16 protein-coding genes are annotated in these 11,844 nt (G+C 57.1%); 14 read left to right on the top strand and 2 right to left on the bottom strand.

What is annotated here, in order from left to right; all coding sequences use genetic code 11:
• The first annotated feature begins 72 nt into the window (after positions 1 to 72).
• The 14 genes from ACP7CZ_RS10610 to ACP7CZ_RS10545 all read left to right on the top strand — a co-directional run bounded on the left by ACP7CZ_RS10610 (position 73) and on the right by ACP7CZ_RS10545 (position 9,955).
• On the top strand, positions 73 to 672 hold the full coding sequence (locus ACP7CZ_RS10610; protein WP_003188351.1) for a 50S ribosomal protein L25/general stress protein Ctc: 600 nt from the start codon (positions 73 to 75) through the stop codon (positions 670 to 672).
• 167 nt (positions 673 to 839) lie between these two features.
• Positions 840 to 1,424, top strand: coding sequence for an aminoacyl-tRNA hydrolase (gene pth / locus ACP7CZ_RS10605; RefSeq protein ID WP_054921813.1), 585 nt, complete (start codon positions 840 to 842; stop codon positions 1,422 to 1,424).
• Between the two features lie 22 nt (positions 1,425 to 1,446).
• The gene (ychF, locus tag ACP7CZ_RS10600) at positions 1,447 to 2,547 is read left to right on the top strand and encodes a redox-regulated ATPase YchF (RefSeq protein ID WP_014716830.1); all 1,101 of its coding nucleotides are present in this window, start codon (positions 1,447 to 1,449) and stop codon (positions 2,545 to 2,547) included.
• 370 nt (positions 2,548 to 2,917) lie between these two features.
• Positions 2,918 to 3,835 carry a sigma 54-interacting transcriptional regulator gene (locus tag ACP7CZ_RS10595; RefSeq protein WP_294152256.1) on the top strand — a complete coding sequence of 306 codons (918 nt, stop codon included), beginning with the start codon at positions 2,918 to 2,920 and terminating at the stop codon, positions 3,833 to 3,835.
• Positions 3,836 to 4,015: 180 nt separating this feature from the next.
• Complete coding sequence (locus ACP7CZ_RS10590; RefSeq protein ID WP_034128085.1) at positions 4,016 to 4,183, top strand: hypothetical protein; 168 nt, start codon at positions 4,016 to 4,018, stop codon at positions 4,181 to 4,183.
• 53 nt (positions 4,184 to 4,236) lie between these two features.
• Complete coding sequence (locus ACP7CZ_RS10585) at positions 4,237 to 4,599, top strand: hypothetical protein (protein ID WP_057977397.1); 363 nt, start codon at positions 4,237 to 4,239, stop codon at positions 4,597 to 4,599.
• 6 nt (positions 4,600 to 4,605) lie between these two features.
• Positions 4,606 to 5,394: a type III secretion system inner membrane ring lipoprotein SctJ gene (gene sctJ, locus ACP7CZ_RS10580; RefSeq protein WP_054897135.1), complete on the top strand. Its 789-nt coding sequence runs from the start codon at positions 4,606 to 4,608 to the stop codon at positions 5,392 to 5,394.
• A complete protein-coding gene (locus ACP7CZ_RS10575) occupies positions 5,387 to 5,929 on the top strand; it encodes a hypothetical protein (protein ID WP_034128088.1) in 543 nt (180 codons plus the stop codon). The genes sctJ and ACP7CZ_RS10575 overlap by 8 nt, the downstream gene beginning before the upstream one ends.
• Before the next feature lie 24 nt (positions 5,930 to 5,953).
• Positions 5,954 to 6,526 carry a type III secretion system stator protein SctL gene (gene sctL / locus ACP7CZ_RS10570; RefSeq protein ID WP_034128089.1) on the top strand — a complete coding sequence of 191 codons (573 nt, stop codon included), beginning with the start codon at positions 5,954 to 5,956 and terminating at the stop codon, positions 6,524 to 6,526.
• A 104-nt stretch (positions 6,527 to 6,630) separates the two neighbouring features.
• Entirely contained in the window at positions 6,631 to 6,849 is a 219-nt protein-coding gene (locus ACP7CZ_RS10565) for a hypothetical protein (protein ID WP_034128090.1), read from the top strand.
• Position 6,850: 1 nt separating this feature from the next.
• Positions 6,851 to 7,240: a type III secretion system chaperone gene (locus ACP7CZ_RS10560; protein ID WP_034128091.1), complete on the top strand. Its 390-nt coding sequence runs from the start codon at positions 6,851 to 6,853 to the stop codon at positions 7,238 to 7,240.
• A gap of 14 nt (positions 7,241 to 7,254) precedes the next feature.
• Positions 7,255 to 9,393 (top strand): type III secretion system outer membrane ring subunit SctC, encoded by a 2,139-nt coding sequence (gene sctC, locus ACP7CZ_RS10555; protein WP_054921807.1) that lies wholly within the window; start codon positions 7,255 to 7,257, stop codon positions 9,391 to 9,393.
• Positions 9,390 to 9,593, top strand: a complete 204-nt coding sequence (gene hrpT / locus ACP7CZ_RS10550) for an HrpT family type III secretion system protein (RefSeq protein ID WP_054897139.1) — start codon at positions 9,390 to 9,392, stop codon at positions 9,591 to 9,593. Before sctC ends, hrpT begins: the two co-directional genes overlap by 4 nt.
• Complete coding sequence (locus tag ACP7CZ_RS10545; protein WP_034128094.1) at positions 9,590 to 9,955, top strand: hypothetical protein; 366 nt, start codon at positions 9,590 to 9,592, stop codon at positions 9,953 to 9,955. Before hrpT ends, ACP7CZ_RS10545 begins: the two co-directional genes overlap by 4 nt.
• Here the strand turns inward: ACP7CZ_RS10545 and sctU are convergent, their stop codons facing one another.
• On the bottom strand, positions 9,956 to 11,053 hold the full coding sequence (gene sctU, locus ACP7CZ_RS10540) for a type III secretion system export apparatus subunit SctU (RefSeq protein WP_034128095.1): 1,098 nt from the start codon (positions 11,051 to 11,053) through the stop codon (positions 9,956 to 9,958). It abuts the gene before it with no gap.
• Positions 11,050 to 11,838 (bottom strand): type III secretion system export apparatus subunit SctT, encoded by a 789-nt coding sequence (gene sctT / locus ACP7CZ_RS10535; RefSeq protein WP_054897140.1) that lies wholly within the window; start codon positions 11,836 to 11,838, stop codon positions 11,050 to 11,052. The genes sctU and sctT overlap by 4 nt, the downstream gene beginning before the upstream one ends.
• Positions 11,839 to 11,844: the final 6 nt, after the last annotated feature.

Genomic DNA, 11,844 nt, shown 5'->3' with positions numbered 1-11,844 from the left:
GCTTTTTTGCCCATATCGAGTTCGGCGCTGGTCGCAAACGCCCCTCGATGATGGCTATTTTGGAGATACAACATGAACGAATTTACTCTGAACGCCCAAGCGCGTACTGACCTGGGGAAAGGTGCGAGCCGCCGCCTGCGTCACGCCGCCAACATCCCAGCCGTTGTCTACGGTGGTAACAAGCCTGCTGAATCCGTGACCATCCTGGCCAAGGAAATCGCCAAGCTGTTCGAAAACGAAGCTGCCTACAGCCACGTTATCGAGCTGAACGTCGACGGCGCCAAGCAGAACGTCATCGTTAAAGCAATGCAGCGTCACCCTTCCAAGCAGTTCATCATGCACGCTGACTTCGTTCGCGTTGTAGCTGGCCAGAAACTGACCGCCATCGTGCCTGTGCACTTTGTGGGTGAAGAAGCTCCGGTCAAGAAAGGCGGCGAGATCTCTCACGTCCTGAACGAAATCGAAGTGACCTGCCTGCCGAAAGACCTGCCTGAGTTCATCGAAGTCGACCTGTCGGCTCTGGAAATCGGCGCCATCGTTCACCTGTCCGACCTCAAGGCCCCTAAAGGCGTTGAGTTTGTTGCACTGGCTCACGGTGATGACAAAGCTGTTGCCAACGTTCACGCTCCACGCGTTGCTCCAGAAGAAGCTGAAGAAGGCGCTGCAGAGTAATTCACTCTGTATTGCCGGAGCTTGAGGAAACATCGCGGACCGAAACGTAGCGAGAAAGCGGGCGATAACGCGGCGTTTACTCTTGAGTAAATGATGTAGTGTCGTCCACTTTCGCCGCATCTGGGTACGGCGATGTTATCCACAACTCCAAAGGAAGGGCCCCTGTCGTGACTGCCATTAAACTGATCGTTGGCCTGGGAAATCCAGGCGCCGAATACGAACAGACCCGGCATAACGCGGGGGCCCTTTTTGTTGAGCGTATCGCCCACGCCCAAGGCATCAATCTGGTGGTCGATCGCAAATATTTTGGCCTGACCGGGCGCTTCTCGCATCAGGGTCAGGATGTTCGTCTGTTGATTCCCACCACCTACATGAACCGCAGCGGCCAGGCTGTCGCGGCGCTTGCGGGCTTCTTCCGGATCAAACCCGAAGAAATCCTGGTGGCCCATGACGAACTGGACCTGCCACCCGGCGTAGCCAAGCTCAAGCTCGGCGGCGGGCATGGTGGGCACAATGGCCTGCGTGACATCATCGCGCAGTTGGGCAATCAGAATAATTTTTACCGTCTGCGGCTCGGCATTGGCCACCCAGGCGTTGCCAGTATGGTTTCAAATTTCGTCCTGGGTCGTGCGCCACGCGCCGAACAGGAAAAACTCGATGCCAGCATCGATTTTGCCCTCGGCGTGCTGCCGGATATCTTCGCCGGTGAATGGAACCGTGCGATGAAAAACCTGCACAGCCAGAAGGCTTGACTCTTATCCGAGGGGAAACACCATGGGATTCAATTGCGGCATCGTCGGCCTGCCCAACGTCGGCAAGTCCACCCTGTTCAACGCCCTGACCAAGTCCGGTATTGCGGCGGAGAACTTCCCCTTCTGCACCATCGAACCCAACAGCGGCATCGTACCAATGCCGGACCCGCGTCTTGACGCACTGGCGGCCATCGTCAATCCCAAGCGCATCCTGCCGACCACCATGGAGTTCGTCGACATCGCGGGCCTCGTCGCCGGCGCCTCGAAAGGTGAAGGCCTGGGCAACAAGTTCCTGGCCAACATCCGCGAAACCGATGCTATCGCCCACGTGGTCCGCTGCTTTGAAGACGAGAACGTGATTCACGTCTCCAACAGCGTAGACCCCAAGCGCGACATCGAGATCATCGACCTGGAACTGATCTTCGCCGACCTCGACAGCTGCGAAAAGCAACTGCAGAAAGTCGCGCGTAACGCCAAGGGCGGCGACAAGGATGCAGTGGTCCAGAAGGGCCTGCTGGAGCAGTTGATCGCGCACTTTACCGAAGGCAAACCGGCGCGCAGCCTGATGAAGAATATGGGGGCCGATGAGAAGGCCGTGATCAAGGGCTTCCACCTGCTGACCACCAAGCCTGTGATGTACATCGCCAACGTTGCCGAAGACGGCTTCGAGAACAACCCGCTGCTCGACGTGGTCAAGGCCATTGCCGACGAAGAAGGCGCCATCGTTGTTCCGGTATGCAACAAGATCGAAGCGGAAATCGCCGAGCTCGATGACGGCGAAGAAAAGGACATGTTCCTCGAGGCCCTGGGCCTGGAAGAGCCTGGCCTGAACCGCGTAATCCGCGCCGGCTACGAAATGCTCAACCTGCAGACCTACTTCACCGCCGGTGTCGAAGAAGTCCGCGCCTGGACCGTCAAGGTCGGTGCTACCGCGCCACAGGCGGCTGGCGTGATCCACACCGACTTTGAGAAAGGCTTTATCCGCGCTGAGGTGATCGCTTACAACGACTTCATCCAGTTCAAGGGTGAAGCCGGTGCCAAGGAAGCCGGTAAGTGGCGCCTGGAAGGTAAGGATTACATTGTCAAAGATGGCGATGTGATGCACTTCCGTTTCAACGTGTAAGCGTTAGCTGAACCTCTGCCCGATACAAAAAAACCGACGCATTGCGTCGGTTTTTTATTGCCTCCTGTTTCTACCTGCCACCCAACTAAAAGCCCCACACCTAGAAAACTTAATCACTCATAACCCTTGATCGATTTAAACGATGAATCCTTCAAGCCTTAAGTCTTCTCCTACACTAAAGATTCAACAACCATCAAGAATGCACTTGAACAATACAGCGCCCTGACATAGTTAATATTTGACACGCTCTCGCGCAGTATTTTCATACTAATAAGCACGATGACATTTTTGATTATTTGCGCTCTACTGACCGCACGCCAACAGCGTTCTATCAACAGTGAAGTGATAGCGATAGTGGAGCACCCTGACTATGTCAGCCTCTTACAAGACAACAAATGAGACATACTTCCCTTCTGTTGAAACCTTGGATATCGAACGTACGCTCAAGAGTACCGCAGCGCTCGATATCGATATTTTGTTGTTGGGGGAGACGGGTACTGGCAAGGATACCCTGGCCCAACGAATCCATCGTTTGTCGGGGCGACGAGGTCATTTTGTCGCAGTGAACTGCGCCGCCATCCCGGAAAGCCTCGCAGAGAGCCAACTGTTCGGCGTCAACAGCGGCGCCTATACAGGAGCAGTGCAATCACGTGCGGGTTTTATCGAAACCGCACACCTGGGCACCTTGTATCTGGATGAAATCGACAGCATGCCGCTTTCCATGCAGGCCAAACTGCTACGTGTGCTGGAGTCACGTGGCGTCGAACGCCTGGGCTCAACCCGGTTTATCCCGGTGGACATGCGAGTCATCGCCTCTGCGCAACAATCCCTGCATGAGATGGTCGAGCAGGGAAAGTTCAGGCGCGACCTGTATTTCCGCCTGAACGTCGTAAATATCAATCTGCCTGCGCCGCGCAATCGCCGTGACCGAATCGTCCCGTTGTTCCTGAATATGATTCAAGAGGAAGCCGAGCACTATAAGTGTCTCGCCCCCAACCCTTGCAGCGAGCTCGTCCAACAGTTGCTGTGCCATCCATGGCTGGGGAATGTGCGTGAACTGCGCTCGACTGCCAAACGTTTCGTGCTGGGTCTGGCGCCATTATCAAGCTCGCCCTCGAACGCTACAAACCAACCCACCAACCTGAAAGAACGCCTGCAACAAATCGAGAAAGCTCTGATTGAAGAGTCGCTGCGGCGTCATACCTACTGTGTGGACGAAGTGGCTGTAGAGTTGGGCATGGCAAAGAGAACGCTTTACTACCGAATGAAACAACTAGATATACAGTAGCCCGCTGCTCAGCCCACACCGAAGACACCTTAGACACACCCTTTAAGTAAAAGCGGGAACCATATTCGAGCCTGAACCACACAAGGATGAGCCTGATATATTTAGTGCCTATCGGCAGCAACACTATTGCAACTACGAATCACGGCTCAAATGTCATTTCTTAGATAGCGGAGCATCACTATGAGTATTTCTGGCATCAACCCGCAAAGCTACCACCCCCCGGTCACCGGTGGCGAAAACGCAGACCTTAAGGCAGAAAGGAAGCAACTGCTTCGCGAATCCATGAAAGAAAGCAATGAGGCGTTCAGGATCAGTGAGCAGAAAAAGAACAACGACGCGCTGCGTTAAATAGCTTCACCGCCCTTGGTCATCAAAGGGCGGGTTTCCCCTTAGAGGTCCATATGCAAATAGAAGAAGTCGACGTATTACGCGAATATCAAAACGGCCTTACAGCCCACAGGTCCCCTACCCAACCTACGCACCACAGCGAAGATGCGAGCTTTTTCAGCGCGTTATTGGCCCCCTCGATGCAACGGGTTACCGCCACGCCATCCGCGAACGCACTGACCGACGCTTTGCAGTATTTGGACAAGGCTAAAAGTGGTATGAGTCGAGGTCTCAAGGACTTCAACAATGAGTTCAAAGAAAAAAATCGGCTCAACTACACCCCCAATCTTTCAGACTCCATTCTACTGACCCAAACCCTGGTGAAGTGCGTCGGCAAGGGCGCGCAATGCCTAGAAAAAATCAGCAACCTGCAGTAGGAAAAAATGACTCGTTTTCTATCCGTCGGATTAGTTTTCTCGCTGGCGCTGATGCTGGGCGGCTGCGGCGAAAGTGTCGAACTGCATCGCCAACTCTCCGAGCAGGATGCCAATGAGGTCATCGCGGAACTGGCTGACAAACACATACGCGCACAAAAAGTGCCTGCCAAGGACGGCGTCGTGGTGCGTGTCAATGCAGCCGATATCAGCCGCGCCGTTCGCACACTGGAAGCGGTCGGATTGCCCAAGGTCGCCCGTGCCACGATGGGGGACACCTTCCGCAAGGAGGGCGTCATCTCTACGCCACTGGAAGAGCGTGCCCGGTATATCTATGCCCTGTCCCAGGAGTTGGAGGCGACCCTGTCAAACATCGATGGGGTCATCGTCGCTCGTGTGCACGTGGTGCTGCCCGAACGCGTGGCTCCCGGTGAGCCCGTCCAACCCGCCTCCGCCTCAGTGTTCATCAAACATGACCCACGACTGGAGCCCGACAGCATCCGCGCGCGCGTACGCAGGATGGTATCCAGTAGTATTCCTGGCATGACCACTGCACTGGATAACGCGCAGAAGCTCACGGTGGTTTTTGTACCGGCAACGGCTTACCAGGAACAACAACGCCTGAGCTACTTCGGTCCGTTCCTGATCCCTGAGGAAGACGTCGGTTTTTGGCGTACCGCTATGAGCGCTCTGGTTATCGGCGCGATACTGACACTCGCCTTGGCGCTGTTCTGGCGCATACGAAGCCAACGATCCAGGCAGGAACCTGTCGCCCCAGCGCCTCTAGCGAATGAGTGATCATCTGGCCTGGGCCCAATGGTGGGCCAGTCCGTGGCAGTTTTCGCACCCGGACGCGACCAGCGCTCACGCCTACCACGCAGTACCCGCCTTGTGCCGCAGCCAACCCGCGCTGGCGTGCGCAGCGTTGGGCATCGAGCCATGCCTGCCTCCCCCTCCCTGTGCAACGGTGCTTGGTTTGGCCCTGGCTTCACGGGAGCAGTTCGATCTGGCGATAGCACTGCTGGAGCTTACGTGCCATCCCAACCTCGACAGCCCCTTGTGCGATGAACACCGCAAGTGGTGTGAGCGCCTTGCCAAGGCGCTACACCCTGACGCCCTGTTGCAGCCGGAGGATGATCCAATGCAATTGCTGAGGGCCTGGGTCGAGCCTGCTGTCTGGCAACGCCTTCGTCTGCGCTTGCCGCCTGACCGGGTGCAGGCACTTGAAACCACACACCTGCCATTTGACGATGCGCATGGCCGGCTCAATACGCTGTGGCAGGCGATTGTCTGGCGTATCGACGCAACGGGTAGTGAAACAACTCGTCGTTAACGGCAACACACCAGAGCATTGTCTATGTTGACCCAACGCAAAATCGAATTGCACGACGGCGCTTCCGGGCAGCCAAAAGTACTGATTACCCGGGAGATGCTCGCCGATTGCTTTCAGTCCGCGCAGTTGCTAGATAGCGCACGGGCCCAAGCTGAAGAGCTGCTGCGCCAGGCGGTTGAGCATCGTGAAGAAATGCTTGAGCAGGCCCGCCTCGACTTCTGGTCACGCGCCCACGCGCAACTCAGTGCGTGGGAGCGCCAACGCAAGGCGATGTGTGACAACCTCGAACACTACGCAACATCCATCGCCAACCGAGCCTTCCACTGCCTGTTGGAGGAAGTGCCTCCCCCAAAGCGCCTTTCGGCATTGGTCAAACAGTTGGTAACGACGCAAATTCCACCTATGAAGGCCACCCTGGTTTGCAACCCGCTCGAGCATGAGCAGATAGCCCAAGCCTTGGTCCAGCTGGGCTCTACACCTTGGAAGCTTCGCCCCGATGACCAGGTCAAACCTCAATCGCTGTTACTGGAAACAGATGAAGGCGATTTTCGGATCGACTGGGCCTCGATGCGAGAAATATTGTTTACAAACGTGTAGGAACATAGCGGTAGAGGCAGGCGATATCTTTAAAAAAATTTCTTCCGATGGAACTGGTGGCAATCAACCCGCCACACAGTTCAGACACATCTGGAGTAAAAATCATGGACTTTCACGGAAACCTGAAAAACCATCTATTGAGGCAAGTTCAGGCTGATATCAAGCGGGTGAATACGGCCTATAAAGATCCGGAAGCGCTCGATGCAGATATCGATTACTTCAGCAACCTCATGAAACAACAGAAGCTCTCTGTCATCGCGTTCAACGAACACACGCGCTCCAGACATACACTGCTCAAAACAGCGCTGGATGGCGTGCAATAAGTTGCAAGCACTCCTTGCCGGTTGGCTGAATGGCCACGAAGAGCAGCTCACCTTGTTTGAGAGCGACGACGAAATCATCTTTCAACGCGTTTCGAACAGACTGCTGGTAAAGGTCCAGTTGACCCAGGCGGGCGATCACAAAGCCCAGTTGCGCACCTGGATGCGCCTGGGAGGCCCTAGCCTGAGCTATTTTCACGGTGCAGTTGCATTGGCGCCGACCACCGGTGCGCTTTGGCTTATTCAATGCGTGGAGAGGGGGCACGGCGAAGCGCTGGCGAAGTGTCTCGAGTCCCTCCTCAACCAACGCGACACCTGGCGCGCCGTCGTCGCGCGCCAGGCGCGGCCTGTACGCACATTCATATCCACGTCGCTGCGCTCGACACCGTACTAACCAGAGACTTTCCCATGCCTGATAAAAACGACAAGCACAAACGCTTGCGCCCTCACGTACCTGCTTTTACTCCCCGCGCCGCCTGGTGCTGGCTCATTATGCTGCCTGGGTGGCTGCTACCACTGGATAGCGCGCTGGCCGCAATACCTCCTGAGTGGAAGAACACGGCCTACGCTTATGAAGCCCAGCACAAGCCAGTGCGCGAAGTGTTGGAGGATTTTGCCCAGACATTTGGTACTCAGCTCCAGGTCGAGGGCCTGCTCGAAGGTAACGTCAACGGCAAGATACGCGCAAATACGCCGCAATCATTGCTCGACCGGTTGGGGGTCGAACACCGTTTCCAATGGTATATGTATAACAACACCCTCTATATCAGCACCCTGGACCAGCAAGAATCCGCGCGCCTGGAAGTCTCCTCCGAGACCATCGCGGACCTCAAACAAGCGCTGACCGATATAGGCTTGCTCGACAGTCGTTTCGGCTGGGGCGAGTTGCCGGAAGACGGTGTTGTGCTGGTCTCCGGCCCGAAGGTTTATATCGAACAGATCAAGCGCTTCAGCAGCCAGCGCCGTTCTACGGATGAAAAACAGAGCGTGCTGAGCTATCCACTGAAATTCGCCAGCGCGGCGGATCGCCAAATGGAATACCGCAACGAAAAAATCATCATCCCCGGTGTAGCCACCATGCTAAGAGGGCTCCTGGAACCGCGCTCACCCTCATCGTCTTCGGCGCAGTCTCAACGCTCCATCACCCAGCCCCCGTTCATCACACCGGTGGTGCCACGCTTGAGCAACCCGTTGCTGGGGCAAATGCTCGGCTCCACGCCGACAACCGGGTTGAACGACTCGACCGATACGGGCATGTCAATCACCCGGCGGGTCCCCCTCAGCCCTGCCCGTATCCGCGTCGAAGCCGACTTGCGCAATAACGCCATCCTGATTTATGACGTGCCGGAACGGCAGGCAATGTATCGCGAACTGATCACCCAGCTCGACGTGGCACGCAAACTGGTGGAAATCGATGCCATCATCCTCGACATCGAGCGCACGCAACTGCGCGAATTCGGGGTGAGATGGGGCTTTCAGAACAGTCGCTTCAGTGGCGCAGCCAACATGATTTCCGGCAACGCTCAGCTGACAATTGAAAACCGCGGTCGTTTCGACGCGGAGATACGCGCGCTGGAAGCCAAGGGCCTGGCAACCATGGTGTCCAATCCGTCAGTCCTGACACTGGAAAACCAGCCAGCGGTAATTGATTTCAACCGGACCCAATACCTGACTCGCGGTCGGCAGAACGCTACGATTTTACCGATCACCGTGGGTACCAGCTTCCAGGTCGTGCCCCGCGTCATCACGAGCCGTGGTGGCCATCAGATTCAGCTGTTGGTAGATATCGAGGACGGTAACTTCGAAGAGGCCAACCCTACTCCCGGCAGCTTCGATGTACGCCGAGGCAAAGTCAGCACCCAAGCCATCATGGCCGAAAAACGTTCGCTCGTGGTCGGTGGTTTCCATGTCACCGAAAGCACCGACAAGCACAGCAAAGTCCCCCTGCTGGGGGATATTCCGCTGTTGGGCAAGGCGTTGTTTTCCTCCACTGAACGACAGAACAATCGGCGCGAACGTCTATTTATCCTCACGCCACGCGTTATCGGCGACCAGACCGACCCTTCACGCTACCTGCCCCAGGCAGACCAGGTCGAATTGCAAGCCGCTCTCACCCCCCTGGCCAGGCGCTACGACCCTCACCAGCCAGTGATCAAGCGCAGCGACATTATCAGTACCCTGGCGCACCTGGTCACCGGGCAAGTGCCCAAAGCCTTCAAGGTAGCGCCGATGCCCCTGGGGCTGAACACCTTGTGCAGTACCCGCAACTTGCTGGCGCTGAACACCGAGCGCAGCCAGTGGTACGCCGGCCCGCAGTACAACGTAGCCGTGGTGGTGCTGCGCAACCAGTTCAATCGCAATGTGCGCATCGACGAAAAGGAATGCAGTACTTCGCAAACCCTGGCCGTGAGTGTCTGGCCCCGCGCCTGGCTCAAGCCGGGCGAGGAAGCAGAAGTGTTTATCGCCATGCGCCCGGTGGTCAAGGATGAACACATCAGCGTGCCCCGTCCCTCCCTGATCACTCCAACTCAAAAGGCCAAGCCATGAAACATCGCTCGCTGTACGTCACCCTGATCGGCGCGGCGCTGCTCGTCGCCGGTTGTACGCCCACGTGCAAGGGCGACTCCTGCTCACGTCCGCAATCGTCCAAGGACAAGCTGGTGATTTGGTGGCCCTCACAAACGCGCGTAGAACCCGGCCCTGCCGGAGAGCGTCCGGACTATCAGACGGTGTCGCTGGAACGATGAGCGCCCAGGGAACCCCGGCCGATGAACGCCAGGTCTTCCTCGACAGCCTGGTGGGCGGCTCTGCCGCCCACCTGACGCTTGGCCCGGGGGTAACAGCCAGCAACATGCAAGCCGGAACCCGTCAGGGTCTGGCCCTGCACGTGGCTCGCGAGGCGCTGCAAGCCTCACAATTGCAGAACGCGCTGGAGCGGCGTTTCGAGCAGGCCGTGGCATTCGATGGCTGCTTTATCTACATTGACGCACAGGACGCGCTGGTGATCTGGCATGCACTGCCCCCACAGCCCAACCTGCTCGACAGGCTCCTCAGCCGAATGTTGTCGTTGGCCAACCTTGAAACCCTGGATGCGCGTACCCGGCGCTGATCAACGCAGGTCAAGCTCCGGCAACTCCAGAGTTTCACGCTTGGCCTCATCATCAAGCTCGCGCAGGGTGCGGTAGATCAATGCCACGGCCTGCAGGGTTTCACGAGGAATTGTCGCCCCCAGCTTGTTCGTATACAGCGTACGGGCCAGCCACACGCACTGGATCACCGGTACATCAGCCGCTTTGGCGCGAGCGATCAACGCACGGGCGTCATCATCAGTCCCTTTGCTCACCAGCAGGGGCAGCGGCGTTTTGCCGGGGCGGTAATACAAGGCCACGGCAAAGTGCGTCGGGTTGACCACCAACATATCGGACTCCTCCAGCTTGGGCAGCTTGACCTTCGGCTCCTCCTGGGCCAATTGCTGCGCCAGGGCGCGGCGCTGCCCCTTCACGTGGGGATCGCCCTCCATGTCCTTGTACTCTTTCATGACCTCGACCTGGGTCATGCGCATGCGCTTGGCAAAGAAGTATTTCTGCATCGCCAGGTCGATAAGCGCCAGCACCAGCAATAACCCGAGACAGGCATGCAGCAGATAGCGGAACAGGGCGATCAATCCCAGGAGGTAGCTTTGCAGATCGCTGGTGGCCATATTGATCAACGCCCCCAGGGAAGGCCAGATCACCACGTACAGGATCAGGCCCAGCAGTGTTGCCTTGACGATGCTCATCAACAGGTTCATTACCGACTGGGCAGAAAACATTTGCTTGAGTTGGCTGAGCGGGTTGAGACGATTGAAGTCGAGCTTCAAGGCGTCCGGCGCGAACAGAATCCCGAACTGCATCCAACTGCTGACCAGCTTCGTGATAATCGCCACCGCGGCCATCAACAGGGCGAAGGAGAAAAACAACATCAAACCTTCGACCATCACTTCTTCCAGCGCCTGCGGGAAAGGCAAGGACAGACGCGTGATCGGCAGCAGCATCAACTGCTGGAAACGTTGCAGGCTGCTCTCGGCGGTGAACAAGGCGATTTCGCTGATAGCTGTCAGCACCAGTAGCTTACCCACATCCTGGCTTTGGGCGACTTGGCCTTTCTTACGCTGATCACGCAGCTTCTTGGCTGATGCGGGGTGCTTCTTTTCCCCCGAATCACTCATGACAGCGAGACCTTGAAGAACACGCCCAGGGAGTGCTTGAGGTCTTTAAGCAAGCCCATGCGCCCGACGATCAGGTCCTGCAGCAACGCAAAATACAACAACAGCACACCGATACCCGCCAGGCTCTTGAGGGGCGGCGCCAGCGTACTCACTTGCAATTGCTGACTGTAGACCCCCAGCAGCGCGATGCCGAACTCCAGCAACAGCAGCACCGCAATAAAGGGGGCAGCGTAGAGCATCATGTGCGTGAAGGTATCGCCAAGCAGGCCGACAAATACATCGAACCCATCGGCAGCGGGCAGTGGAAACCACACCGTCGGTGGCCAGAGCAGATAGCTGTCCCAGATCACCTGCGTCAACGCCCCGAGGCCCATACTGGCCATCAGCAAAAAAATCGCCAATTGTTTGAACAGATGCCCGGCCGGCGTCGCGTCTGGCCCAAGCGAGGGGTTGAGCTGACCACCGGCCAAAGCGCCCCGCTGGTTATCCAGCAACGCCCCGACCGACTCGAACAGCCAGAACGGCATCGACAGCAACACGCCCAGCAATAACCCCAGGGCCAACTCTTTGAGGACCAGCCCTCCGAGCATCAGCGCCGAGTGTTCCTGGCCCTCCAGCATGACATGAATGGCAGGTGCAGGCAGCAGTGCCATGACCACCACAATGGTATGCCGCAGCATGCCGCGTATATGTTGAAAACAGAATGCCGCCACGAGGAAAGCGCAGGGGTAGATACGCGCCATGGCGACCAGCAGGGAGGGCAAATACTCAAGATATAACAGCACAGGCAG

This window comes from Pseudomonas sp. DWP2-2 (assembly GCF_049897065.1).
GTDB lineage: Bacteria > Pseudomonadota > Gammaproteobacteria > Pseudomonadales > Pseudomonadaceae > Aquipseudomonas > Aquipseudomonas paracarnis.
Note: the sequence above shows the minus strand (reverse complement) of the source record. Positions and strands in the feature narration are given on the sequence as shown.

What these genes read in the sequence shown, in the direction of transcription:
- ACP7CZ_RS10575 (WP_034128088.1), top strand. Translation starts at nt 5,387, where the DNA reads ATGAGTGATCATCTGGCCTGGGCCCAATGGTGGGCCAGTCCGTGGCAG.
- ACP7CZ_RS10590 (WP_034128085.1), top strand. Translation starts at nt 4,016, where the DNA reads ATGAGTATTTCTGGCATCAACCCGCAAAGCTACCACCCCCCGGTCACC.
- sctC (WP_054921807.1), top strand. Translation starts at nt 7,255, where the DNA reads ATGCCTGATAAAAACGACAAGCACAAACGCTTGCGCCCTCACGTACCT.
- ychF (WP_014716830.1), top strand. Translation starts at nt 1,447, where the DNA reads ATGGGATTCAATTGCGGCATCGTCGGCCTGCCCAACGTCGGCAAGTCC.
- ACP7CZ_RS10565 (WP_034128090.1), top strand. Translation starts at nt 6,631, where the DNA reads ATGGACTTTCACGGAAACCTGAAAAACCATCTATTGAGGCAAGTTCAG.
- sctU (WP_034128095.1), bottom strand. Translation starts at nt 11,053, where the DNA reads ATGAGTGATTCGGGGGAAAAGAAGCACCCCGCATCAGCCAAGAAGCTG.
- hrpT (WP_054897139.1), top strand. Translation starts at nt 9,390, where the DNA reads ATGAAACATCGCTCGCTGTACGTCACCCTGATCGGCGCGGCGCTGCTC.
- ACP7CZ_RS10585 (WP_057977397.1), top strand. Translation starts at nt 4,237, where the DNA reads ATGCAAATAGAAGAAGTCGACGTATTACGCGAATATCAAAACGGCCTT.
- ACP7CZ_RS10610 (WP_003188351.1), top strand. Translation starts at nt 73, where the DNA reads ATGAACGAATTTACTCTGAACGCCCAAGCGCGTACTGACCTGGGGAAA.
- sctL (WP_034128089.1), top strand. Translation starts at nt 5,954, where the DNA reads ATGTTGACCCAACGCAAAATCGAATTGCACGACGGCGCTTCCGGGCAG.
- sctJ (WP_054897135.1), top strand. Translation starts at nt 4,606, where the DNA reads ATGACTCGTTTTCTATCCGTCGGATTAGTTTTCTCGCTGGCGCTGATG.
- ACP7CZ_RS10595 (WP_294152256.1), top strand. Translation starts at nt 2,918, where the DNA reads ATGTCAGCCTCTTACAAGACAACAAATGAGACATACTTCCCTTCTGTT.
- ACP7CZ_RS10545 (WP_034128094.1), top strand. Translation starts at nt 9,590, where the DNA reads ATGAGCGCCCAGGGAACCCCGGCCGATGAACGCCAGGTCTTCCTCGAC.